Origin of the sequence: Gordonia aquimaris (assembly GCF_026262595.1) — a bacterium.
Lineage (GTDB): Bacteria > Actinomycetota > Actinomycetes > Mycobacteriales > Mycobacteriaceae > Gordonia > Gordonia tangerina.
In genome coordinates, this window is the sequence record NZ_JAPKFM010000016.1 from 103,767 (window position 1) to 126,319 (window position 22,553).

A 22,553-nucleotide genomic window follows, 5' to 3' on the forward strand; every position below is an offset into this window, starting at 1 on the left:
CGTGCGTGCGGTCACGGTGGCACCATGAACGCATGAGCCGTTTGGACTACGCCGAACTCAATTCCACCATCCGCTACCTGATGTTCTCGGTGTTCGCCGTGCGGCCCGGCGAACTGGGCGCCGATCGGGATCAGGCGAAGGCCGATGCCACCGACTTCCTCAAGTCGCTGGAGGACTCCGGGGTGGTGGTCCGCGGCATCTACGACGTCTCGGGTCTGCGTGCCGATGCCGACTTCATGATCTGGTGGCACGCCGAAGAGGTCGAAGCGCTCCAGGCCGCCTATGCACGCTTCCGTCGTGAGACGATCCTCGGTCGGGCCTGCGACGCCGTGTGGAGCAACGTCGCCTTGCACCGCCCCGCAGAGTTCAACAAAAGCCACATCCCTGCGTTCCTGGCGGGGGAGGAACCCGGCAACTACATCTGCGTCTACCCGTTCGTGCGGTCCTACGAGTGGTACCTGCTGCCGGACGAGGAGCGTCGCAAGATGCTGGCCGATCACGGCAAGGCGGCACGCGCCTACAAGGATGTCCGTGCCAACACCGTCTCGTCGTTCGCGCTCGGCGACTACGAGTGGCTGCTCGCCTTCGAGGCGCCCGAGCTGCACCGCATCGTCGACCTGATGCGCGATCTGCGCGCCACCGAGGCACGGATGCATGTGCGCGAGGAGACGCCGTTCTTCACCGGCCCGCGCGTCGAGCCGACCGCACTGATCGACGCGCTGCCCTGAGCGCTGCTGGCTGTGCACCGTAACGACGCTGGCTGAGTGGCGGCGTGCGCTTGCGAGCCGACGCCCACCTGCTGGTTGAGTAGCGGCGTGCGAGCTTGCGAGCCCGACGCGTATCGAACCCCACTGATCTGATCTCGATACGCGTCCTCGCCCAGGGGCTCGGCGGCTACTCGATCAGCGGGCGGGGTCGATGGAGGAGCCCTCCGTGACGCCTCTTCGCGGGTTCGTCAGGGAGCGCGGGACAACGGAAGAGCCTGTCCTGGTCCCTGAGGAGCCCTGGAGCTTGCGGAAGGGCGTCACGAAGTCTGGTCCCTGCGGGGCCCTGGAGCTTGCGGAAGGGCGAACCCGCTCACTCCTCGGCCGGTTCGAGTTTCAGGCTGATCGAGTTGATGCAGTAGCGCAGATCGGTGGGTGTGTTGTAGCCCTCGCCGGAGAAGACGTGACCCAGATGGCTGCCGCAGTTGGCGCACAGCACCTCCACACGCCGCATGCCGAGTGAGTCGTCGGCCCGCTCGATGATGGCGTCGCCGGCCAGCGGGGAGAAGAACGACGGCCATCCGCAGTGTGAGTCGAATTTCTGCTCGCTGCGGAACAATTCGGCATCGCATGCCCGGCAGCGGTACACACCGACGGTCTTGGTGTCGGTGTACTCGCCGGTGAAGGGGGCTTCGGTGCCGGCCTGTCGCAGCACCCGGTACTCGGCCGGGGTCAGTCGCTGCCGCCACTGGTCGTCGGTGATCTCACCGGCATCCACGGATCCGGACTCGGCGGGGATGTTCGAACTCATTTCTCCACGGTAGCCACTGTGTCGGCGCCCTCGCCACCGTCGCGGGTGCGCGCGGTCAGCGCGGGGTCCACCGCCCCGGAACCGGCATCGGCCGACACGGTCGTGACACCGTCGCGTCGCATGTCGAGGTAGCGGAACAGCAGCGAGCAGAACACCGCGATCATCAACAGCGACCAGCCCCAGGTGACCTTGTTGAACTCCAGCATCCGGCCGAAGGCGTCCCATTCGTCGGAGTAGTAGGAGTCGAAGGTCATACACCCGTAGACGCCCAGCCAGGCCGGCCAGTTGCGCATCGTCGAACCGGGCAGGAAGACGGTCATCAGCAGCGGGAACAGCAGCATCGAGTAGTAGCCCTGGCCGAGCGCGCCGACCAGGAATTCAGTGACCAGCAGGACGCCGGTGGAGGTCGCCAGCCACAGCAGTTCATCGGTGCGACGGTAGTAGCGGTAGAGGAACCACAGGCTGAACGCCGCCATCAGGACGAACGCGATGCGCAGCAGCAGCACCAGCCAGTCGGCGACCCCGAAGTACGCGCCGTTGCCGGCGATCGAGCTGTTGTAGTAGTCCCGCGCCTCCCCGAGGTAAGGCACCGTGCGGGTGACGAAGGAATTGGGGTCGGCGATCAACGGCCACGCGATGATGTTGAGGATCACCGGCGTTCCGATGCCGGTCACCAGCACCCGCCATTGACGGTTGAGCAGTGGCAGCAACAGCAACGGGATCAGCACCGGTTTGACCGCGACGGTCACGCCGATCGCGAGGCCCGCCCACCAGTCGTGCCGCCGCATCATCAGCAGCATGAAGGCGAGCATCCCCAACAGCACGAACGAGTTGAAGTTCGTGAAGATCAGGGTGTGGGACACGGTTTCGGTACTGAAGAAGAAGAACAGGATCAGCGGCACGACCCACGAGCGTCCGGCGAATCCGAAGAGTTTGGCCAGCAGAAAGGCTGAGGCGATCAGCGCGAGCACGCTGAGCACGATGAACAGCCAGCGCGAGCGCTCCGGATCGATCACCGCGATCGGGGCCATCAGTAGCGTGCCCGACGGGGGATACAGGTAGTGGGGGTCGACGGTGTCGAGGTTCTCGGCGTAGACGGGTTGACCGTTGAGGAACTGCAGGGCGGCCTGATATACGGGCCGGAAATCGTCGGTCCGGTCACCGTTGACGGCAAGGATCACCGACCGCTGGAAGACCATCATGATGGAGATCGGCCACAGCACCATCGGGATGATCCGGTCAAAGGTCATCTGCGGATGGAGGTACCTGTCGAGAATCGCCACCCGCGAACCGTACTACGAGCAGCGCGCCGAAACCGCATGCCCTGCGACGTTGCGGGCCGCGTCGCCGCAGTCAGCTCGGGCAACCACGGTCGGTGGGTTCACCGAGTGGTTCGTCACCGAGGTACTGCGTCACGATGTCGGCTGCGCAGGCACTACGGGCGAGGACCGAATATCCCAGACCACCCCAGCTCACCGTCGTCGGCGTGGTGCCGGCCCTGATGAACAGACCACCGAGTGCCTGGGCGCCGCCACCGCCGTTGATGGGGTCGTTGGCACCGTCGAGTACCAGCGGGTCGACCGGTAACGCGCTCGGCGGGTTCACGGGCGTCGACGACGCCCACGCGTTGCATCGCATCAGCGACAGCGCAGTGTCGGCGCCGGTGAGCGGGTTCTGCTTGCTCCAGGCGTCGATCAGTCCCGGGACCTCGTTCTGACCCACCGGCCCGCTCACGTCGTTGCAGCGGGCGACCAGCTGACCGTCGGTGAGCCGCAGCGCGGCGGCGCGGTCGGCCAGCGTGGTCAGCGCGCCGATGTCGCCACGATCGGCGGCCGCGATCGCCGCGGCGGTCTCGGTCGTCGCGGCCGGTCGGTCGGGGGCCAGCGCCACCGCCGTGGTGATCGCCGACAATGCCTCCGTGTCGGACAATCCGCCGAGCCGGCCGGCCCGGCCTTTGGCGAGGACATCGGCGATGGTGGCCGTGCCGTCGGCACCGAGCGGGCACGAGCCGGCGGTGCTGCACTGCTGGACGAAGGTCCGCAAGGCGGCCTGTACGCCGGTAGCGCGGGTGGCTGCGCGGTCGCGGGCGTTCGCGCCGAACGGGGTCGGTGTGTCGAGGATGATGCGTCCGGCGCGACCCGAGAAGTTCCCGGCGTAGGCGAGGACGACGTCGGAGCCTTCGCCGACCCCGGCCAGCGCCAGTTGGTCGACGCCCCACCGGATACGCAAGGCCTCGATGTCGGCGGCGGCGAATGCCTCGCCGAAGTCGAGTTGATGCGGTTCGAGGGTCTCGGTGCATCCACCTGCGGCTGATGAGGCCGACCCCGCCAGCCGGTCGATCCGTTGCTGCTGGGTGGCGTCGGCGTCGCCGGCCAGGCCGTTGCTGCGCATCGCGGCCCGCTCCTCGCGGGTCATACAGTCCAGTTCGCCGCTGGTCGGTGCCCCACGGCGGTCGATTGCCACCACCGGATGCTGATCCAGCAGGGCGCGGCCCGGACCGGCGGCCAGCATCAGCAGCGTCCGTGAGGACGGCAGGTCCGAACCCGAGGTCAACACGACGGGCACGGCGTCGTCGGGCGTGGTCGCCACCTGTGCCCGGGTGAGGCCGACCGTGAGGGTGTCGCCGGTGGGTCGGTAGGGGTTGACGGGGACGGTCAGATCCGCACATTGCACCGTGACACCGTCTGGCCGGTCGACACCCCACCGGGTGGCGGTCTGGGGTGCGCAGTCGGTCCAGTCGAGGTCATTGCGTGGCGCCTGAATCGGCGGAAGGCCCGTCGGTGCCGCCGATGACGACGGCTGCTCGCCGCCGCCCCCACCGCCGTGCACCACTTGAGGTCCGGTGTCCGGGCCGACCGCACACCCACCGAGGCCGAGGACGGTCACCAGCGCCGCAGCGATGGCCGGCATCGCCGTGCGCCTCGGTTCGGATCCGCGGGTCCGCCGCCGGGATGCTCGTCGCATGACCGCGAGCCTAGTCGGTGTCGGTGCGGTGCCCGTACGTGTCTTCGGTGGGTGTGCGCGCCCATCGGGTGAAGACGTAGCCGTCGTCGTCGGTGATGATCGACACCGGCCGCATCGGCCGAGTCGGTAGGGCGTCACGGTGGGAGACGATGCGGCCGGCATCGCCGCCGACGACGACGGGGGCGGTGGTGACACACAGTTCGTCGAGCGCATCTGCCTGCGCCAACGAGCCGAGCAACGACGGCCCGCCCTCGGTCAACACCCGGACCCAACCGCGCTCGGCACACACATCGAGGACGGCGTGCGGGTCGACGGTGTCGTCGCCGCAGTCGATGAGTGTCGCGCCGATGTCGGTCAGGGCCGAGCGCCTGTCCGCGGGAGCTGACGCGCAGGTCAGAACGAGGGTCTGCGGCTGAGCCACGGGCGCGAAGTCGTCGGGGATCGACAACGACCGCGACAGCAACGCCAGCGCGGGTGCGGGCGTCTGGTCTCGCGCGGTGCGGTCAGCGGTGAACTCGTCGTCGGCCGACGGTTGTCGGTAGCCCTCGGTGACCGCGGTGCTCGCGCCGACCACGACGACATCGGCGAGTGCTCTCAGCACACGGAACACCGCCTTGTCGCCGGGTCCGCCGAGCCCGCCCGAGCGACCGTCCACTGTCACCGCACCATCGATGGACCCGACCATGTTCGCTCGCACGAAGGGTCGGGGCAGGCAGGGCGGAGAGGAGGGAAGCGGTGGGTAGGCATACTGCTGGGCGAGCCACCGCAGGGTTGTGGCCTGGTCATCGGCAGGTGTGAGCTGGGTCGCTTTCTGTAGACCGAACATGACTCCATCATGGCCGAGGTCGTTACGCTGCCCCTTATGACCGCACGACTCTGCGACCGCAATCCGACGGTTGCACCCGAGGCGCTGATCGACGAGATGGTGCCCCCGTCGACGTTCGACTCGGTCAGCTTCGACTCCTATATCCCCGATCCGGCCGAGCCCTCACAGGCCGAGGCGGTCGCCAAGGGGCGCGACTTCGTGGCCCGGGCGGCCAAGGTGCGTGGCGGTAAGGGTGGCCTGTTCTCCCGCAAGAAGACCGGCCAGGGCGTCGGGCTCTATCTCGACGGCGGATTCGGTGTCGGCAAGACCCATCTGCTGGCCTCGATCTACCACTCGATGCCGGAGCCGAAAGCCTTCGCGACCTTCGTCGAGGTGACCCACGTGGTCGGAGCCCTCGGTTTCGTCAACGCCGTCGAACGACTCTCACAGCACACGGTGCTCTGTATCGACGAATTCGAACTCGATGACCCGGGTGACACCATGCTGGTGTCTCGATTGCTGACCGAGTTGACGGCGAACGGGGTCTCCATCGCGGCGACATCCAACACGCTGCCGGGACAGCTCGGCGAGGGGCGATTCGCCGCCCAGGACTTCCTGCGCGAGATCCGCAAGTTGTCCGCGGTGTTCGAGACGATCCGGGTGGACGGCCCCGACTACCGGCATCGTGATCTGCCGCCGGCACCCGATCCACGCTCGGATGCCGAACTCGCCGAACTCGCCGAGTCGACCGACGGTGCCACCCTCGACGACTTCGATGAGTTGTGTGATCACCTGAGCACGCTGCATCCGTCGAAGTACAAGGATCTCGTCGACGGTGTCTCGCTGGTCTGCATCAGCGATGTGCACGCCGCACGCGATCAGTCGGTGGCACTGCGCATGGTGGTTCTCGCCGACCGTCTCTACGACGCCAACATCCCGGTCACCGTTTCTGGCAGCAAGCTCGACGAGATCTTCACCGAAGAGATGCTCAACGGTGGATACAAGAAGAAGTACCTGCGTGCGACGTCGCGGTTGTTGGCGTTGTCGCGGTTCGCCGAGAGCGCAGTCTGACGCCGGCCGTCGCGGATTTCACAGCTGCTGAACAAAGATGAAGTCGTGCTCGACGGAGCCGTTGAGATCGAACGTCTTGACTCCGGCCCGTGCGAAACCCATTTTGGTGTAGAAGCGTTGTGCGCGTTCGTTTTCCTGATTGACGCCAAGCCATGCCAGCACGCTGCCTCGGGAGCGTGACACCTCGAGTGCGGTCTGCATCAGCATGTGCGAAGGCGCCTCGGTGAGTCCGCGGGCGTGATGGTCCGGTGCCACGTACATCTTGGAGATCTCGGTGACCGGCCGTTGCGTCACCACCGCCGCGACATCTGGGTGGACCGGCGCGGTGTGCAGCACCAGGCTGTATCCGATGACCGGTCCCTCGATCCCGTCGCGCGCCACCACGACGTCACTGTCGGCGCTGGTGATGTGATGGTCGAAGTTCGCCGGCTGCAGGTGCTCACGGATGTGCTCGGCGATGTCCGCGGTCGTCGAGTGGGGCGGGCAGGCCAACGGAAAGGTGGCTGCCGCCAGCGTGGCGATCTCCGCGGCGTGGCGCGGGTCGTCGACGATCTCGATCACGGTGGGCGCTCGCACATGCGCAGCGTACGCCGCGCCGGTGGTGAGGCGGGCCCGGCTACTCTCCGGACAGATCCGCCGAGAGGTCGGCGACCTTGACGCCCTCGGGTATCCGGACCTCTGCGACGCGTTCGGGGACGTCGTCGAACTCCAGTCGCAGTGCCTTGGCCATCGTGGCGTGCATGTCGTACAGCGCGGTGATGTAGGTCAGTTCCAGGATCTGGTTGGCCGGGAGGTGCTCGGTGAGCACGGCGAAGACCGCGTCGGGGACTCGTCCACCGTCGAGCACCAGACCGTCGGCGTAGGCCAGCACCGCACGTTCGAGGGGGCTGAACAGATCGCTGACCTGCCACGCGGGGATCGCCGCGATCTTTTCCTCGGGCATACCCAGTGACCGCATCTGCTTGCAGTGTTGGGAGAACACGAACTGGCTGCCGCGCGCATAACCCGCGCGGCCCTGACCGAGTTCGCGCAGCAGGGGATCGAGTGTCGCATTGCGGTAGAGCGCAAAGCCGCGAACTGCGTGACCGAACACCTCGGGGGAGTTGGCGAACACCGTCCACCAATCACCGGGGGTCGCATGGATCGTCCCGTGCTCGGTCGCGGGGTCCTTGTCGGGGCCGAACAGGCGGTCGTAGAAGTACCGGATCTTGTCGTCGGTGACGTCGGCGCGATGGACCTCGGGCAGGCGTGGCATGAGTTCCTCTCGGTGGGCGTTCTGGTGGGCTCAGGAGGGGGTGGCGACGCGGCGGTCCGCTGCCGTCTTCGGTTCGTGGGCGACGTCGGCGTCGGTGAATTCGCGCGTCCAGCAAGCGAACTCCAGCAGAACTCCGTCCGGGTCCTGAAAGTAGAAGGAGCGGACGAAGGTGCCCGGATGTACATGCCGGGAGACGCCGGCGGCGCTGTCGTCGTGGTTGAGAACGGGGCTGACCGCGACGCCGGCGGCCTCGAGACGGCTGCGGTAGTCGTCGAAGTCCTCGGGCGGCACGGCAAAGGCGACGTGGTTCATCGAGCCGATGGCGCTGGCCAGTTCGCCCTCATCGGGGCGTCCTTTGGGGGCGGCGATACCGGGGGCGGCGTCCGGCGAGTCGGCGAGCCAGAAGAACGCCACCGTGTTGCCGCCGCCGCAGTCGAAAAAGAAATGCTGTCCGAGGTTGCCGGGCAGATCGAGGGTCTTCACCAGGGGCATGCCGAGGACACCGGAGTAGAAGTCGATGGTCCTGCGCATATCGGCGCAGACGAGCGCGAGGTGGTTGATGCCGCGGAGTTCGAAGTTGGGGTTGGTCGGCATGTGGAGCGTCCTTTCGGAGATGATCGGCGACCCGTGACATGACTTGACTGTCATGTCAACTTGTTGAAGAGTCTTGTTCGTGGCCAGGCTCGCTGTCAACAAGTCCACCGGAAGCACCTCGGGTGTGCCGGCGCCGGTCGACGCTCTGTCGCCGCGGGGCAGGGCCACGCGCGACGCCGTGCTCGACGGTGCGCAGCGGGTATTCGAGCGCATCGGATTCGTCGATGCGCGAGTGGAGTTGATCGCTCAGGAGGCCGGTGTCTCCTACGGGACCTTTTACCGATACTTCGTGTCGAAGGAAGACGTCTTCCGGGAGTTGAGCACCCGACTGTTCACCGAAGTGCATCGCAAAGAACCGTCTGCTCCGGGAATGACCCCAGCTGAGCGCCTCATCGCCACCAATCGTTCCTATTACCAGGCGTATCGGCGGCATGCTCGCATGATGGCCATCGTCGAACAGGTGGCGACCTTCAACGAGGAGTTCCGGCACCTGCGCCACGAGCATCGTGCGTCGCTGATCGACAAGACGGCCGGCGCCATCGCGCACTGGCAGGAACAGGGTCGGGTGCGGGCGTCACTGGATCCGGTGATGGCGGCACGCGCGATGGCGGCGATGGTCGACCACACGCTCTACCTGTGGCTCGTCCAAGGGGAGGACGCCGACGAAGACGCTCTGCTCGACACACTCGACCTGATGTGCCTGGGCGCTCTGGGTCTGGCGACCGACAACTGACTCGGATGATCGTCGGCCCTGTTGACATGTGGGGCCTGCATGTCCGTATTGCCCCCGGAGCCGACGCATTCGTGTTTCACTGTCGTTGATCATCTCGGCGGTGGGGGCCGCGAGGTGGCCGGCCGTGGTCGGGATTCTGTGGGGGAGACAAGCAATGTGGCAGAGATCTGCCGTTCTGGTCGTCGCAGCATGTTTGATGATCGGCGTGGGGGGATGGGAAGGCGGGCCCGCCGCGGCCGTACCCGATGCGCGCGGGCCGTCTCGAATACTCGCGATGTCCATGACGACCCCTAACCACGCGACGGTGACCGTGTATTCGCGGGCGATGGATCGACCGATCCGCGTGTCGGTTCTTGTGCCCGAACGGCGGGACCGGGAGCGGCCGACCTGGTATCTCCTGGACGGAATCGACGGCGGCGTCTACACCAATTACACCCAGAGCGGCTGGACCCCCAGACCGATATCGCCGAGTTCATGGCTGACAATGCGGTCAACGTGGTGCTGCCGATCGGCGGTACCGGTTCCTACTACACAGACTGGTCTACGGCCGACCCGGTGCTCGGGAACAACCGGTGGGAGACGTTTCTCACCGAAGAGTTGCCGCCACTGATTGATTCGCGTTTTCAGGGTAACGGCGTGAACGCCATCGGTGGGCTCTCCATGGGCGCCCTCGGCGCCATGTCGATCGCTGTGCGCCATCCCGACCTGTACACGGCGGTGGCCGCATTCAGCGGGTGCCTCGACCAGGGATCGAGTGAGTTCCGACAGGCGACCGCGGCGACCGTGGCAACGCGCGGCGGCAACCCGGACAACATGTGGGGCCCGGTGAGCGGCTCGGAGTGGGCGGCCCACGATCCTGCCGCTCATGTGGCCGCCCTGCGAGGGAAGGTCGTCTACATCTCCAGCGGCAACGGCGTGCCGGACCCGTCGCTGGGCCTCGCCGGCCTCGCGTCGCCGGTTGGTGGTCTCCTGGAAAGTGTCGTCCTGCAGTGCACGTTGGGTTTCAAGGCGCGCGCCGAGAGAGCCGGTGTCAGCGCGACCTACGATTTCCGGCCGGGGCTGCACTCGTGGGGCTACTGGAATCGTGACCTGCATCGTGCGTGGCCGACGATCGCGGGTGGTTTGGGAATCGGGAGCTGAACCACTCAAGGTTTGCGCGTCAGGGGGCGGGCCCCAGGTCGGGTCCGACATCCTCGAGGGCCTTGGCCCGGTTGCCTTTCCGGGGTGCTCGAGCCGCACCAGCCTTCAGATGCACAAAGCCCGCTGCGGGGCAGCGGGCTTTTCGTGGTGCGCGATACTGGGATTGAACCAGTGACCTCTTCCGTGTCAGGGAAGCGCTCTCCCACTGAGCTAATCGCGCGGGATATGCAATTGGTGTGGAGGTGGCGACGGGAATCGAACCCGTGTACACGGCTTTGCAGGCCGTTGCCTCACCACTCGGCCACACCACCAGATGCGAGAGGACTCGCCTCGAGCGGATGACGGGATTCGAACCCGCGACCCTCACCTTGGCAAGGTGATGCGCTACCAGCTGCGCTACATCCGCGTGGTCGGGAGCGATCTTGTGGATCTTTTGTTGCTCTCGACGCGATGAGGAACACTATCCGACGTACTCGCGCTTCGCCAAATCGCCTGGTCAAAGTGCTGTGAGCGGCCAATCGTATGTGCGGCGCCGACCGCTTGAGAATGTTCGGCGCACCCAACGGGCCGATTTGGGGATGCGAGTGGTGAGCGTGTAATCTTCTGCCTCGTGCACAGGCGCCGACGGCGTCTCGCGCGGTCCCGTGGCTCAGTGGAAGAGCGTCCCGTTCACACCGGGAAGGTCGCTGGTTCGATCCCAGCCGGGACCACCAGGAGTCCAGTGAGGCCCTTTCCGCTTTCTGCGGGGAGGGCCTCACTGTTTCGCCGTCGGTGCGGCATTACCCTCGCAGGGTGGATCTTGCCCCGAATCTGACCCCTATCGCCTCTCTCGTCGGCACCTGGACCGGTCCGGGCAGCGGTGAGTATCCGACGATCGAATCGTTCGATTACATCGAGACGATCACCGTCGAGAACATCGGCAAACCCTTCCTGGTCTACCGCCAGCGCACTCGCTCGGCGACAGGTGTTCCGCTGCACACCGAATCCGGATTCCTGCGCGTGCCGGCCGACGGCGTTGTCGAACTCACCCTCGCACAGCCGACCGGGCACACCGAACTGTGCGCGGGCACGCTGGAAGTCATCGACGGGGTCGTCGAACTCAGGATGTCCGGCGTCGTGACCGCAACGGCCACGGCCAAATCGGTGGAGGCAACCGAACGTCGATATCGGCTCGACGGCGACAGCCTGCGCGCCGACTTCGCGATGGCGGCGGTCGGTGTGCCGATGACCCACCACCTCACCTCGCAGTTGGACCGCGCCTGAGCCTGGGTGGGTGAGAGGGCCGAAGTCGCCATCGACCGGCAGGTACGCAGTCTCGTCACCGCTCGGGCGAATGCAGACCATGGGCGCGGATCTGGGAGATGACCCACCGCTCGTCGCTGCGTACGAGCACGTCGGTGAAACCGTGCACGACAACTGCTGCCTCGCCGCCGAGCGAGCGCGCAACCCCCGTCACCCGCGCCCGGCCGTCGACAACTGCGACGTCGTCGGTGACGAACTCGACGCGGTCGATGGTGCTCTCGTGACACGATCCGGCGGCCTCGCCGATGAGTAGTCGGCCCAACACGGCTCGGATCTCACGGTGCCCACGGGCCACCTCGTCACGCGGGCTCACCAGCACGGCGGCGGGATGGAGGCACGCGAGGATGCCGTCGAGGTCACCCCGCTGCCACGCCTCGTCGTAGCGTTGCTCGACATCACGCACGGCAGTGGTCGGGTCGGCCATCACTCCTCCATTCACCCTTGGAGCCCACGGTAGACCTGCGTCGACCACGGGGATCGGCTTCCGAGGATGAGTCACCACAGCCGGCACGGTCGCGTACGGTCGATCGGTATGACTCGTGCTGACGTGGATGCTCCCGCGGTGGACACAACCAGTGGCCGCGTTCGCGGCCTGGGTGCCGACGGGATCTTCGCCTATCTCGGAATCCCTTACGCCGCACCACCCATAGGCGCGGCGGCGTTCGCTGCTCCGGCGCCTCCCGCTGCGTGGGACGGAGTGCAACCGGCCACCGAGTACGGGCCGACCGCTCCGCAGGTCGGCTATCCGGCCCCGATCGCCGCGTTGCTCGACAACACGATCGTGCTCGGCGACGACTATCTGAATCTCAACGTGTGGACCCCGGACCCGAGCGCGGGCGGCCTGCCGGTGATGGTGTGGATCCACGGGGGCGCATTCACGCGTGGCTCCAATCGCATCGAGATGTATGCCGGGGACACGTTCGCTCGTGACGGCGTCGTCTGTGTCGGGATCAACTATCGGCTCGGCACAGCGGGTTTCGCATCGATCGAGGGGGCGCCGGACAATCGTGGGCTGCTCGATCAGATCGCCGCGCTGGGGTGGGTGAGTGACAACATCGCGGCCTTCGGTGGGGATCCCGACAACGTCACGGTCTTCGGCGAGTCCGCCGGAGCGATGAGCATCGCGTCACTGCTGGCCTCGCCACTGGCCACCGGTCTGTTCCGGCGCGCGATAATGCAGAGCGGCAATGGTTCTGCCGCGGCCGATCCGACCGACGCGCGCAAGGTCACTGCTCGTCTCGCGGAGATCCTCGACGTCGATGCGTCCGTCGAGGCCTTGGGCCGTATCGGCGTCGACGACATGCTGCGCGCCCAATCGACGGTGGCGCTGGAACTGATGCTCGACCCGAACCCGGAGGTGTGGGGGCCGACGGTCGTCGACGTCGGTATGGGGATCATGTCACAGTTCCCGGTCGTCGACGGCGAAGTCCTCCCAGCGGTTCCCTGTCAGGCCATCGCCGCGGGTGCCGGAGCCGACATACCGTTGCTCGCGGGCTGGAATGCCGATGAATTCCGCTTCTTCATGGTCGCGACCGGCGGAGCGCAGGCCGTCACCGAGGAGGGCGCGGCAGCGGTCCTGGGTCGCGCGCCCGGTGGCCTCGACCATCTCCGCACTCGGCTCGCTGCCGGGGCGAGTGCCGGTGATGTGCTCAGCGAGGCGCTCACCGCGCGGGCCTTCTCGTCGCCGACCACGGAGATCGCCGAATCCCGGCCGACGGGTTCGACGTACCTGTACGAGTTCGGCTACCGCAGTCCGCAGGCCGACATCCAGGCCGGCCACGCGGTGGAGATCCCGTTCGTCTTCGACCATCTCGCCGCGGCCCATGCGTTGGTCGGACCCGAGCCGGATCAACGTATCGCCGACGACATGCATGACGCATGGGTGAGGTTCGCGAGCACCGGTGGCCCGGGGTGGCCGGCACATGGCGGCGGCGAGGGCGTGCGGCGTTTCGTGTGATCCTCGCGCACGCCGTGCCGGTGGGCGGCCAACTGCCGGCGGGCGTCCTCACACCGGTCGGTCCGACCGCGTCTGATGGTCCCACAACAACTCCAGTTCGTTGAGATGTGCTGCGGTCCAGAGCAGGTCGGCGCCTACCCGATGGGCACCGAGCACATCGAGCAGGTCGGCACCGACCGAGGCCGACGCGCGTCGTCGGCCTCCCTCGGTGAGCCAGATGGCGATCTGTGCCGCATGCCGTTCGAGCGCCTCTCCGACCCCTGAGCCCGCAGGTGCGCGGCAATCGGGCGTGAGCCGCCCGATCGCTTCTGCGGCCAGTACGGTCCGCACCACTCGTGTCGAGGCATCCAGCACCGGCGTGAGGGCCCCTGGTCCGCCGCCGTTCTCGGCCAGGTACTGGCGTACGTCGTCGTCGAACGTCCTCGCCGCGGAATAAGTGTCGGCAACGACCGCGGTATCGAGCGGCCGCTTGCGGGTGATGTGTCGGACCGCGGCGAGTAGGAAACGGGAGCAGGCCACCGCCGCGTCGTCGCTGCCTGCTCGAAGTGCGGTACCGACGTCGCGTGGCCACAGCAGCACGGCCACGACGGCGGCCACGGCCGAACCGATCAGCACATCCTCGATCCGAATCAGCCCGACTTGAAAGCCCACCGGGTCGATCACGTTGAACAGCAACAGAACCGTCACCGTGAAGGCGGCCTGACCCGCGATGAACGACACCACCTCTGGGACGAAGGCGGCCAGGAAGATCGCAGGCGGAAGGGCGAGCCACAACGCCACCGGACCTGTGCCCACCATCGCGAGGAACCCGGCGCCGAGCGCAAACCCGATGACGGTGCCCACGATGGCGCGCAGCACCGAGGATCCGGTGGTGAGCGCGGAACTGCGGAGTACCGACAACGTGCCGAGTACGACCCAGAAACCGTGTTGTACCGAGAGCAACTCGGTGACCGCGACTGCGGCGGCCAGACCCAACCCACCGCGAAGACTGTTTTGCAGACTCACCGACCGCGAGCGCAGATAGCCACGGGTGTAGTGCGGTGACACCAATGGAGCCGGGATCATGCGGCCGTCGGCGCCCCGGCCGGACAGCCCCCGCCCGAGGAGCCGGTCGATCGTTCTTCGCGCATCGGCGGCCCCCGACCAGGCGACGATGCGCCCGACGGTGGCCACCGCAGAATCCACCGCGTGCGAGGCGAGCACGGCAGTTGCCGTGCGGTGATCGGTTGCCGCCGCGAAGTCGTCGAAGGCCTGGTCACGTTCGGAATCCAGCTCTGCCACCAGTTGCTCGAGAGTGCGCATGGCCGATCGGAGTTCGGAGCCGTCGGCCCCCAGTGTCGCCGCTGCCGCACGCAACATCCGTGCCGATGTCGCCGGCGACGACCCGGTCGCCACGGTGCCGGACGACGAGAGGGTCAGACGGTCGGTGAGCCATTCCAGCTCACCGACCACACGCACGAGTGCCCGACTACCCGCCGACAGGCCCACCGGTCGGCACGCGGTCGCCTGGAAACTCGTCCGGAGATCCCGCATGGTCGCGCGTGCCTCGTTGAGATCGCCGTTGCCCGTGACCAGATCGGCGAGCAGGCGACACATCCGGGCGGCTTGCCTGCGCAGCCGGTCGTGATGATGCGGTGCGAGCAGATAGAGCGCAGCGGGAACACAACACATGAGTGCTATCAACCAGCCGAGCAGCCGGTCGCCGATGGCGCTGGGCGCCGCCGGCGTCGCCACCGGCAGCACAAATGTCAACAGCACCGAGCGCTGCGCCGCAGCGAGGGCGGCACTGAGTACCCCGACGAAGATCACGACCACGCCGACCAGGAACATCGTGGCCACCGCGAGCCACGCAGACCGGGACACGAGAGTGGCCACGGTGATCATCACTGCGCCGACGATGCCCAGGCCGAGGTAGCTCGTGGCGCGCGCATGACGGTCGCCGGGGAAATCGGCGAAGACCAGCACGGCGAAGGCACCGAATGCGGCAAACAACGGAGTCTGTGCACCCCCAACCGCCAGACCGAGCGCGAATGACACCGGAATGATCAGTCCGGCACGTACGGCCCTGCGCAGCGCATCGTGATCGGGATCGTGCACACGGAGGTGGTTGCCGAACGCGGCCGGCAGAGTCGAGAGCACCGGTCACCGCCCGATGGGCAGGCCGGAGCGAGCGCGCAGGTCAGGTCCGGTCTGCATCATGGCCACCCGTTGATCACCCGGAGACGTGGGGCAACCGTCGCGAACATCGATAGGTTAACGCCGCCGGGACGGGTTCACGGCGTGTCGGCGAACTCGAGCCGCGGCGTCCATATGCATGGGGGCACCGGTGGACTGACACGTATCCTGGACGCCGTGATCCGCCGGGGTGCCCATCTGCCGACCGTGATCGACGAGACGGGCACCGGCGGATCGATCGTGTCACGAGGAGGGCGGGCCGCGACGGCCCGACGGGCGAGGGAACGGAGTGGCGTGGCGACCAAGATGCGAGTGTGGGCGCGCCAACGCCGATATGTGATCCGGCAGAATCCAACGTTGAACCTCGGGTACCGGGTCGCCATCGGCGTCGTGGGCACGCTGGTACTCGCCGGCGGCGTCGTCGCCATCCCTTACCCAGGCCCGGGGTGGCTGATCGTGTTCGTCGGCCTGGGGATCCTTGCCTCGGAGTTCGGCTGGGCCCACCGGCTGCTGACGTTCGCGCGTGGCAAGTACGACGCCTGGATGGTCTGGATCGGTCGGCAGCATTGGTCGGTCCAGGCCGTCTTCTGGCTGGGCACCGCCGCAGTCGTGGTGGTGACCCTGTGGTTGCTCGGCGCGGTCGGCATGGTCGCCGGATGGTTCAACATCGACGCCGATTGGCTGTCGAGCCCCATCTTGTCGTGACCGCAAGCCGACTGTCCTGACCGAAAGCCTCCTGGGACGGCTCCGGGTGGTTCCCGGTCGTCGGATAGGGCGCAGATACGATCTCTTGAGTAACCCATGCCCATCGACACGACCCCCGTGTCACAACTGCTGAGGAGCGCCTCGTGCCCGACGATCTGCAGGTCACCGCCCCCGCCACGATTCGCGTGCCGGCCGGGACCACCGCGGGCACGGCGCTGCGCGATCACGACCTGCCGAACAAGGGACCCGAGGCCATCGTGGTGGTCCGCGATGCCGCCGGGCAGCTCCGTGACCTGTCCTGGACCCCCGATCTCGACACCGACGTCGAGCCCGTGGCGGCAAACACCGAGGCCGGTCGCAGCGTCATCCGACATTCCTGTGCGCACGTCCTGGCCCAGGCCGTGCAAGAACTCTTCCCGGACGCCAAACTCGGTATCGGTCCGCCGATCAAGGACGGCTTCTACTACGACTTCGACGTCGCCGAGCCGTTCACCCCCGAGGACCTGACGGCTCTCGAGAAGAAGATGAAGCAGATCATCAAGTCGGGTCAGAGGTTCTCGCGGCGCGTGTACGCGTCGAAGGACGCCGCGCGGATGGAGTTGGCGCGCGAGCCCTACAAGCTCGAACTGATCGACGACAAGGGGGCTGCCGCCGACAGCGAGGTGATGGAAGTCGGCGGTGCGGAGCTGACGGCCTACGACAACCTCAATCCGCGTACCGGCGAGACGATCTGGTGCGACCTGTGTCGCGGCCCGCACGTCCCGACCACGAAGTACATCGCCGCGTTCAAGCTGACCCGCAGCTCGGCGGCCTACTGGCGTGGCGACCAGGACAATGCCGATCTGCAGCGTGTCTACGGCACCGCGTGGGAGTCGACGGAGGCGCTCGACGCCTATCTGGACCTGTTGGCCGAGGCCGAACGCCGCGACCATCGCCGGCTCGGCGCCGAGATGGATCTTTTCAGCTTCCCCGACGAGCTCGGATCCGGGCTGCCGGTGTTCCATCCCAAGGGCGGCATCATCCGCAAGGAGATGGAGGACTTCTCGCGGGCCCGGCACGTCGCCGCGGGCTACGAGTTCGTGAACACCCCGCATCTGTCGAAGGGACACCTGTTCGAGGTGTCCAAACACCTCGACTGGTACGCCGAGGGCATGTTCCCGGCGATGCACCTCGATGCGGAGTACAACGAAGACGGGACCATCCGCAAACCCGGGCAGGACTATTACGTCAAGCCGATGAACTGCCCGATGCACAATCTGATCTACCGCTCGCGGGGGCGTTCCTATCGCGAGTTGCCGCTGCGGCTCTTCGAGTTCGGATCGGTATACCGCTACGAGAAGTCAGGCGTGGTGCACGGCTTGACCCGCGCGCGCGGATTCACCCAGGACGACGCGCACATCTATTGCACGCAGGAGCAGGTCGTCGACGAACTGACCAGCACCCTGCAGTTCGTGCTGCAATTGCTCAAGGACTATGGCCTCGACGACTTCTACCTCGAGCTCTCCACCAAGGACCCCAAGAAGTTCGTCGGCACCGACGAGGTGTGGGCGCAGGCCACCGAGACGTTGCGCCAGGTCGGTGCGGCGTCGGGTCTCGAACTGGTGCCTGATCCAGGGGGCGCGGCCTTCTACGGGCCGAAGATCTCGGTACAGGCCAAGGACGCACTCGGCCGTACCTGGCAGATGTCGACGCTGCAGCTCGACTTCTTCGAGCCAGAATTGTTCGAACTCGAATACACCGCCCCGGACGGGACGAAGAAACGTCCCGTGATGGTCCACCGCGCTCTGTTCGGCTCCATCGAGCGCTTCTTCGGGGTGCTCACCGAGCACTACGCCGGCGCATTCCCGGCCTGGCTGGCCCCGGTCCAGGTGGTCGGCATCCCGGTCGCCGAGGCCTTCACCGACCATCTGCAGGGTGTGGTCGATCGGCTCAAGGCCGCCGGCATCCGCGCCGAGGTCGACTACTCCGACGACCGCATGCAGAAGAAGATCCGCACCCACACCAAGGCCAAGGTGCCGTTCATGCTGCTCGCCGGCGAGCGCGACGTGACCGCCGACGCGGTGAGTTTCCGGTTCCGCGACGGGTCGCAGGTCAACGGGGTGTCGGTGGATACCGCGGTGGCGCTCATCACCGATTGGGTTGCGCAGCGACGCAACGATTCTCCGACGGAGGCGGCCATCGACACGGCGGACCGGGCGGGCACCGCCGATGGCTGACGACGATCGCACGATCCGGGATTGCGGCACCGGGGATCCCGATCGCCTGCAGCGGTTGTGGAGTCCCCATCGGATGACCTACATCACCGCCGACCCGCCGCCGTCGGAGAAAGCAACGGGCCATCCTTTCCTCGACATCCCGACGATGTCGGATGAGGAGGGGCTCATCGTCGCGCGCGGCGAGGCTGTGTACGCCGTGCTCAACCTCTACCCGTACAACCCTGGGCATACGATGATAGTGCCGTATCGGCAGGTTGCGGATCTCGAGGCGCTGACCGTCGACGAATCCGCCGAGCTGATGGCGTTCACCCAGAAAATGCTGCGGACCATCAAAGCGGTCTCCAACCCCAACGCGTTCAATGTCGGTCTCAACCTCGGATACGCGGCGGGTGGATCGCTCGCCGAGCACCTGCATCAGCACATCGTGCCGCGGTGGATCGGCGACGCGAACTTCATCACGGTTGTCGGCGAGACGAAAGTCATGCCACAGTTGCTGCGCGACACCCGTTCGCTGCTCGCCGCGGCGTGGCACGAACAGTCGTGACGCACGCCGGTCGGGGGAGGAAAGGAGCGGGCAGATGCTGAGCATCCGAGGCCGGGCCTCGGTGTCGAAGGTCACCCTACCGCTGGGTCGGGCCCTCCTGCGCACCGGTCTCACACCCGACATCATGACCCTCATCGGCACCACGGCGACGATCGTCGCCGCGCTGACGCTGTTCCCAATGGGTTATCTGTTCGTCGGCACCCTGGTCATCTGGCTGTTCGTGATGTTCGACATGCTCGACGGTGCGATGGCCCGGGCGCGTGGCGGCGGCACCCGGTTCGGAGCGGTACTCGACGCCACCTGCGACCGGATCGCCGACGGCGCCATCTTCGCCGGCCTGGCGTGGTGGTGTGCGGTCACCGAACCCCACGACCTGCTGCTCGTCGCCACGCTGATCTGTCTGGTGACCTCCCAGGTCATCTCGTATGCGAAGGCGCGGGCCGAGGCCAGCGGCCTCAACGGCGACGGTGGCTGGATCGAGCGTCCGGACCGACTCATCATCGTGCTCGTCGGAACCGGATTCACCGGCCTGGGTATCGGATGGGCAATTCATGTCGCAATGTGGGTGCTCGCGGTGCTGTCGGTGATCACGGTGGGCCAGCGCATGTGGTCGATCTACTCATCGCCGGGTGGGCGCGATCTGATTCCGTTGGCCGCGCAGGAATCCGAGGATGCCGAGGATTCCGACGAGGAGCCGCCGACCGGCACGCAACGCGAGGCAGGGGCACACTGACACCCATGAGGGACGGTCACAACCCTTCGACGATCTCGCTGAGCGCACGATTGTCCGACCTCGGGTATGCAGCCGGGTGGGCGGTCGTCCGCTACGCACCCGAATCACTGGCGCGCGGAGCCTTCGACCGCGTGGGCAACATCGTCGGACGACGGCACGGTGGCCCGGACCAACTGCGGCGCAATCTCTCCCGTGTCCTCGGCGTGGACCCCGACGACGTGCCCGACGACCTGGTGGCCGCAGCGGTCCGCTCCTACGCCCGGTACTGGTGCGAAGCCTTCCGGCTCCCGGCGCTGGACCTCGCGCAGACCGCGTCCACGGTCACCGTTCCACCCGCCGACCGCGCGCACGTCGACGCCGCGCTCGCCGGGGGAAAGGGCGTGATCCTGACGCTGCCGCACACCGGCAACTGGGATATGGCCGGAGTCTGGCTGGTACAGAACTACGGGCGATTCGCCACCGTCGCCGAACGTCTGGAACCCGAGTCGCTGTTCACGCGGTTCGTCGCTTACCGGGAATCGCTGGGCTTCGAGATCTTCCCGCTCAGCGGCGGCGAGCAGCCGCCGTTCGGGCTCCTCGCCGATCGGCTGCGCGACAACGGGATCGTCTGTCTCCTCGGTGAACGCGATCTGGCGCACCACGGTGTCCCCGTGGACTTCTTCGGCGAGAAGACAAGGATGCCGGCGGGGTCGGCGCTGCTGGCCATCGAGACCGGCGCAGCACTGTTACCCGTCCACCACTGGTTCACCGAACCACCCACATCACGCATCTCCTGTGGCGCACCGATCGACGTCTCCGGCGGGGTGGAGGCGGCCACCCAGGCGCTCGCCGACGCGTTCGCCCGTAACATCGCCGCTCACCCGCAGGACTGGCACATGCTGCAGCCGCTCTGGGAGGCCGACTGGTCGGCGGCGCGGCGTGCGCGTATCGAGGCCGCTGGCGAGGGCAGTGCGGCCCCGACACGCGAGACCGGCCGCGAGGAGTGGCGGCGATGAGGATCGGGATGATCTGCCCGTACTCCTTCGACGTGCCCGGCGGCGTGCAGGCGCACGTCGTCGAGCTCGCACAGGTGTTCATCGAACGCGGTCACGAAGTGAGCGTGCTGGCGCCCTCGGCGCCGCAGACCCCGCTTCCCGATTACGTGGTGTCGGCGGGGCCGGCCTTGGCGATTCCCTACAACGGGTCGGTGTCGCGCGTGAACTTCAGCCCGACCGGCTATCTGCGACTCCGAGCGTGGATCGACGAGTACGGATTCGACGTGTTGCACGTTCACGAGCCGAACGCGCCGAGCATCTCGATGTTGTCGCTGATGGTCGCGTCCGGCCCGATCGTGACCACCTTTCACACCTCGACCACCCGATCGATGTGGCTGTCGGTGTTCCAGGGCATTCTGCGGCCCTATCACGAACGCATCGCCGGAAAGATCGCCGTCTCGGAACTGGCCCGGCGCTGGCAGATGGAATCGTTGGGCTCCGACGCGGTGGAGATCCCCAACGGCATCGACGCCGCCTCCTTCGCCGACGCCGAACCCCTCGACGGCTACCCGTGGCCGGGTCGCACCGTGCTGTTCCTGGGACGCTACGACGAGCCGCGCAAGGGCATCGACATCCTCATGCGTGCGCTACCCGCTGTCGTCGCGGAGTTCCCCGACATCCGGGTCCTCGTCGTCGGCGGCGGCAACGAGCGTGCCCTGCGCCGACGTGCCGGTGGGCTCGCGGATCGTTTGGTCTTCCTCGGTCAGGTCGATGACAAGACCAAGGCGCGGGCGCTGCGTTCGGCAGACGTGTACTGCGCACCCAATCTGGGCGGTGAGAGCTTCGGGATCGTGCTGGTCGAGGCGATGGCCGCCGGCGCGGCAGTCCTCGCGAGCGATCTCAACGCATTTCGGCGGGTCCTCGACGACGGTCGGGCCGGCCGTCTGGTCTCCACCGGGTCGGTCGATGAACTCGGCGCCGCCCTCGTCGACCTGCTCGCCGACGACGATGCGCGGGCCGAACTCGTCGCGGCGGGTCGCCGTCGCGCCGATCGATACGACTGGTCGCGGGTGGCCGATCAGATCCTGCGCGTGTACGAGACCGTGACCGTGGGGGCCGGGTCCGTCGTGGTGGCCGAGTAGGGAGGGCACGCAATGACCATCTCGGGTTGGACCGTCGCGCTGATCGTGGCGATCGTGTTCGTCGTCGTGCTCGCCGCCGGCTGGGCCTTCCAGACCGCGAACCGACTTGACCGGCTCAACGTCCGCGTCGACCTGGCGCGCCAGGCTCTCGACGCCGCGCTGGCGCGCCGCGCGGTGGTCGCCCGGTCCATCGCAGCCGGGATGATCGCCGGCTACGACGACCAGGTCCGGGCGGTGGGACAGGACCTGGCGGCCGCGGCCGATCAGGCCGAGCATGCTGTGCCGGACTCGCGGGAGCAGGCCGAGAACGCCGTCTCGACGTTGCTCGCCCAACTCGACACCGGGTCGCGTCCGCAGGGCCTCGTGGTAGAGCTCGCCGACGCCGAGACCCGCATCATGATGGCCCGACGGTTCTACAACGACGCGGTGCGTGACACCCGCAATCTGGCCGAGCGTCGGCTCGTGGTGTGGCTGCATCTGGGCGGCACCGCCGAACTGCCGCAGTTCTTCGAGATCGTCGAACGGGTCACCCCGGCGAGCGGTTCCTGACCTCGCCTAGACTTGTGGGACAGCCCGCCTCACGCGGACCCGGCACCAGGTGCCGGAATGACGACATCAGGAGACATCAGTGAGTCAATTCCAGTCAGGGAACAATCCCGGACCGGACACCCCGAACACCGTCAACGGCCACGGCGGGCACGACCCGGCGCCGACCGTCGGGCAGGGTA

21 protein-coding genes, 4 tRNA genes and 1 pseudogene are annotated in these 22,553 nt (G+C 67.1%); 14 read left to right on the forward strand and 12 right to left on the reverse strand.

Annotation, left to right across the window (positions count from 1 at the left end):
- The first annotated feature begins 32 nt into the window (after positions 1-32).
- On the forward strand, positions 33-728 hold the full coding sequence (gene hemQ, locus OSB52_RS15495) for a hydrogen peroxide-dependent heme synthase (RefSeq protein WP_235722134.1): 696 nt from the start codon (positions 33-35) through the stop codon (positions 726-728).
- Positions 729-1,077: 349 nt separating this feature from the next.
- On the opposite strand, the gene msrB is transcribed toward hemQ, so the two are convergent.
- The 4 genes from msrB to OSB52_RS15515 form a co-directional block, all read right to left on the reverse strand.
- Entirely contained in the window at positions 1,078-1,515 is a 438-nt protein-coding gene (gene msrB, locus OSB52_RS15500; RefSeq protein WP_235722133.1) for a peptide-methionine (R)-S-oxide reductase MsrB, read from the reverse strand.
- Positions 1,512-2,798, reverse strand: a complete 1,287-nt coding sequence (locus OSB52_RS15505; RefSeq protein WP_235722132.1) for a glycosyltransferase family 87 protein — start codon at positions 2,796-2,798, stop codon at positions 1,512-1,514. The genes msrB and OSB52_RS15505 overlap by 4 nt, the downstream gene beginning before the upstream one ends.
- A gap of 70 nt (positions 2,799-2,868) precedes the next feature.
- Positions 2,869-4,479 (reverse strand): alpha/beta hydrolase, encoded by a 1,611-nt coding sequence (locus tag OSB52_RS15510; RefSeq protein ID WP_372512443.1) that lies wholly within the window; start codon positions 4,477-4,479, stop codon positions 2,869-2,871.
- Between the two features lie 10 nt (positions 4,480-4,489).
- Positions 4,490-5,305 carry a dihydrofolate reductase family protein gene (locus OSB52_RS15515; RefSeq protein WP_266062616.1) on the reverse strand — a complete coding sequence of 272 codons (816 nt, stop codon included), beginning with the start codon at positions 5,303-5,305 and terminating at the stop codon, positions 4,490-4,492.
- Between the two features lie 36 nt (positions 5,306-5,341).
- Between OSB52_RS15515 and zapE the strand changes: the two genes are divergently transcribed.
- Complete coding sequence (gene zapE / locus OSB52_RS15520) at positions 5,342-6,355, forward strand: cell division protein ZapE (RefSeq protein WP_266062617.1); 1,014 nt, start codon at positions 5,342-5,344, stop codon at positions 6,353-6,355.
- A gap of 18 nt (positions 6,356-6,373) precedes the next feature.
- Here zapE and OSB52_RS15525 read toward each other — a convergent pair whose 3' ends face one another.
- Genes OSB52_RS15525 through OSB52_RS15535 form a run of 3 tightly spaced genes read right to left on the reverse strand, consistent with a single transcriptional unit; the run spans position 6,374 to position 8,204 of the window.
- Positions 6,374-6,931: a GNAT family N-acetyltransferase gene (locus OSB52_RS15525; RefSeq protein WP_235722129.1), complete on the reverse strand. Its 558-nt coding sequence runs from the start codon at positions 6,929-6,931 to the stop codon at positions 6,374-6,376.
- Positions 6,932-6,971: 40 nt separating this feature from the next.
- Complete coding sequence (locus OSB52_RS15530; protein WP_235722128.1) at positions 6,972-7,610, reverse strand: carboxymuconolactone decarboxylase family protein; 639 nt, start codon at positions 7,608-7,610, stop codon at positions 6,972-6,974.
- Positions 7,611-7,640: 30 nt separating this feature from the next.
- Complete coding sequence (locus OSB52_RS15535) at positions 7,641-8,204, reverse strand: VOC family protein (protein ID WP_235722127.1); 564 nt, start codon at positions 8,202-8,204, stop codon at positions 7,641-7,643.
- Positions 8,205-8,283: 79 nt separating this feature from the next.
- Between OSB52_RS15535 and OSB52_RS15540 the strand changes: the two genes are divergently transcribed.
- Complete coding sequence (locus tag OSB52_RS15540; RefSeq protein ID WP_235722126.1) at positions 8,284-8,937, forward strand: TetR/AcrR family transcriptional regulator; 654 nt, start codon at positions 8,284-8,286, stop codon at positions 8,935-8,937.
- Positions 8,938-9,133: 196 nt separating this feature from the next.
- Positions 9,134-10,077, forward strand: a pseudogene (locus OSB52_RS15545) (alpha/beta hydrolase).
- A 145-nt stretch (positions 10,078-10,222) separates the two neighbouring features.
- On the opposite strand, the gene OSB52_RS15550 reads toward OSB52_RS15545, so the two are convergent.
- The 3 genes from OSB52_RS15550 to OSB52_RS15560 form a co-directional block, all read right to left on the reverse strand.
- Positions 10,223-10,297 (reverse strand) — tRNA-Val (locus OSB52_RS15550).
- Between the two features lie 17 nt (positions 10,298-10,314).
- Positions 10,315-10,388 (reverse strand) — tRNA-Cys (locus OSB52_RS15555).
- Between the two features lie 22 nt (positions 10,389-10,410).
- Positions 10,411-10,483, reverse strand: a tRNA-Gly gene (locus OSB52_RS15560).
- Between the two features lie 232 nt (positions 10,484-10,715).
- On the opposite strand from OSB52_RS15560, the gene OSB52_RS15565 reads away from it, so the two are divergent.
- Positions 10,716-10,790: transfer RNA gene (locus OSB52_RS15565), tRNA-Val, on the forward strand.
- A 79-nt stretch (positions 10,791-10,869) separates the two neighbouring features.
- The gene (locus OSB52_RS15570) at positions 10,870-11,340 is read left to right on the forward strand and encodes a heme-binding beta-barrel domain-containing protein (RefSeq protein WP_266062619.1); all 471 of its coding nucleotides are present in this window, start codon (positions 10,870-10,872) and stop codon (positions 11,338-11,340) included.
- 55 nt (positions 11,341-11,395) lie between these two features.
- Here the strand turns inward: OSB52_RS15570 and OSB52_RS15575 are convergent, their stop codons facing one another.
- Complete coding sequence (locus OSB52_RS15575; RefSeq protein WP_266062620.1) at positions 11,396-11,803, reverse strand: YybH family protein; 408 nt, start codon at positions 11,801-11,803, stop codon at positions 11,396-11,398.
- A 108-nt stretch (positions 11,804-11,911) separates the two neighbouring features.
- Here OSB52_RS15575 and OSB52_RS15580 point away from each other — a divergent pair, with 108 nt between their 5' ends.
- A complete protein-coding gene (locus OSB52_RS15580) occupies positions 11,912-13,336 on the forward strand; it encodes a carboxylesterase/lipase family protein (protein WP_266062621.1) in 1,425 nt (474 codons plus the stop codon).
- A 48-nt stretch (positions 13,337-13,384) separates the two neighbouring features.
- Here the strand turns inward: OSB52_RS15580 and OSB52_RS25035 are convergent, their stop codons facing one another.
- Positions 13,385-15,475 carry an FUSC family protein gene (locus OSB52_RS25035; protein WP_266062622.1) on the reverse strand — a complete coding sequence of 697 codons (2,091 nt, stop codon included), beginning with the start codon at positions 15,473-15,475 and terminating at the stop codon, positions 13,385-13,387.
- Positions 15,476-15,817: 342 nt separating this feature from the next.
- Between OSB52_RS25035 and OSB52_RS15590 the strand changes: the two genes are divergently transcribed.
- The 7 genes from OSB52_RS15590 (at position 15,818) to OSB52_RS15620 (ending at position 22,374) form a co-directional block, all read left to right on the forward strand.
- Entirely contained in the window at positions 15,818-16,216 is a 399-nt protein-coding gene (locus OSB52_RS15590; protein WP_235722371.1) for a TIGR02611 family protein, read from the forward strand.
- A 143-nt stretch (positions 16,217-16,359) separates the two neighbouring features.
- Entirely contained in the window at positions 16,360-18,432 is a 2,073-nt protein-coding gene (thrS, locus tag OSB52_RS15595; RefSeq protein ID WP_266062623.1) for a threonine--tRNA ligase, read from the forward strand.
- Entirely contained in the window at positions 18,425-18,976 is a 552-nt protein-coding gene (locus OSB52_RS15600) for an ATP adenylyltransferase (RefSeq protein WP_235722119.1), read from the forward strand. The genes thrS and OSB52_RS15600 overlap by 8 nt, the downstream gene beginning before the upstream one ends.
- 34 nt (positions 18,977-19,010) lie before the next feature.
- On the forward strand, positions 19,011-19,709 hold the full coding sequence (pgsA, locus tag OSB52_RS15605) for a phosphatidylinositol phosphate synthase (RefSeq protein ID WP_266062624.1): 699 nt from the start codon (positions 19,011-19,013) through the stop codon (positions 19,707-19,709).
- A gap of 5 nt (positions 19,710-19,714) precedes the next feature.
- Complete coding sequence (locus OSB52_RS15610) at positions 19,715-20,704, forward strand: phosphatidylinositol mannoside acyltransferase (RefSeq protein WP_266062625.1); 990 nt, start codon at positions 19,715-19,717, stop codon at positions 20,702-20,704.
- Complete coding sequence (locus OSB52_RS15615) at positions 20,701-21,825, forward strand: glycosyltransferase family 4 protein (RefSeq protein WP_235722116.1); 1,125 nt, start codon at positions 20,701-20,703, stop codon at positions 21,823-21,825. The genes OSB52_RS15610 and OSB52_RS15615 overlap by 4 nt, the downstream gene beginning before the upstream one ends.
- A gap of 12 nt (positions 21,826-21,837) precedes the next feature.
- On the forward strand, positions 21,838-22,374 hold the full coding sequence (locus tag OSB52_RS15620; protein ID WP_235722115.1) for a LemA family protein: 537 nt from the start codon (positions 21,838-21,840) through the stop codon (positions 22,372-22,374).
- Positions 22,375-22,553 lie beyond the last annotated feature (179 nt).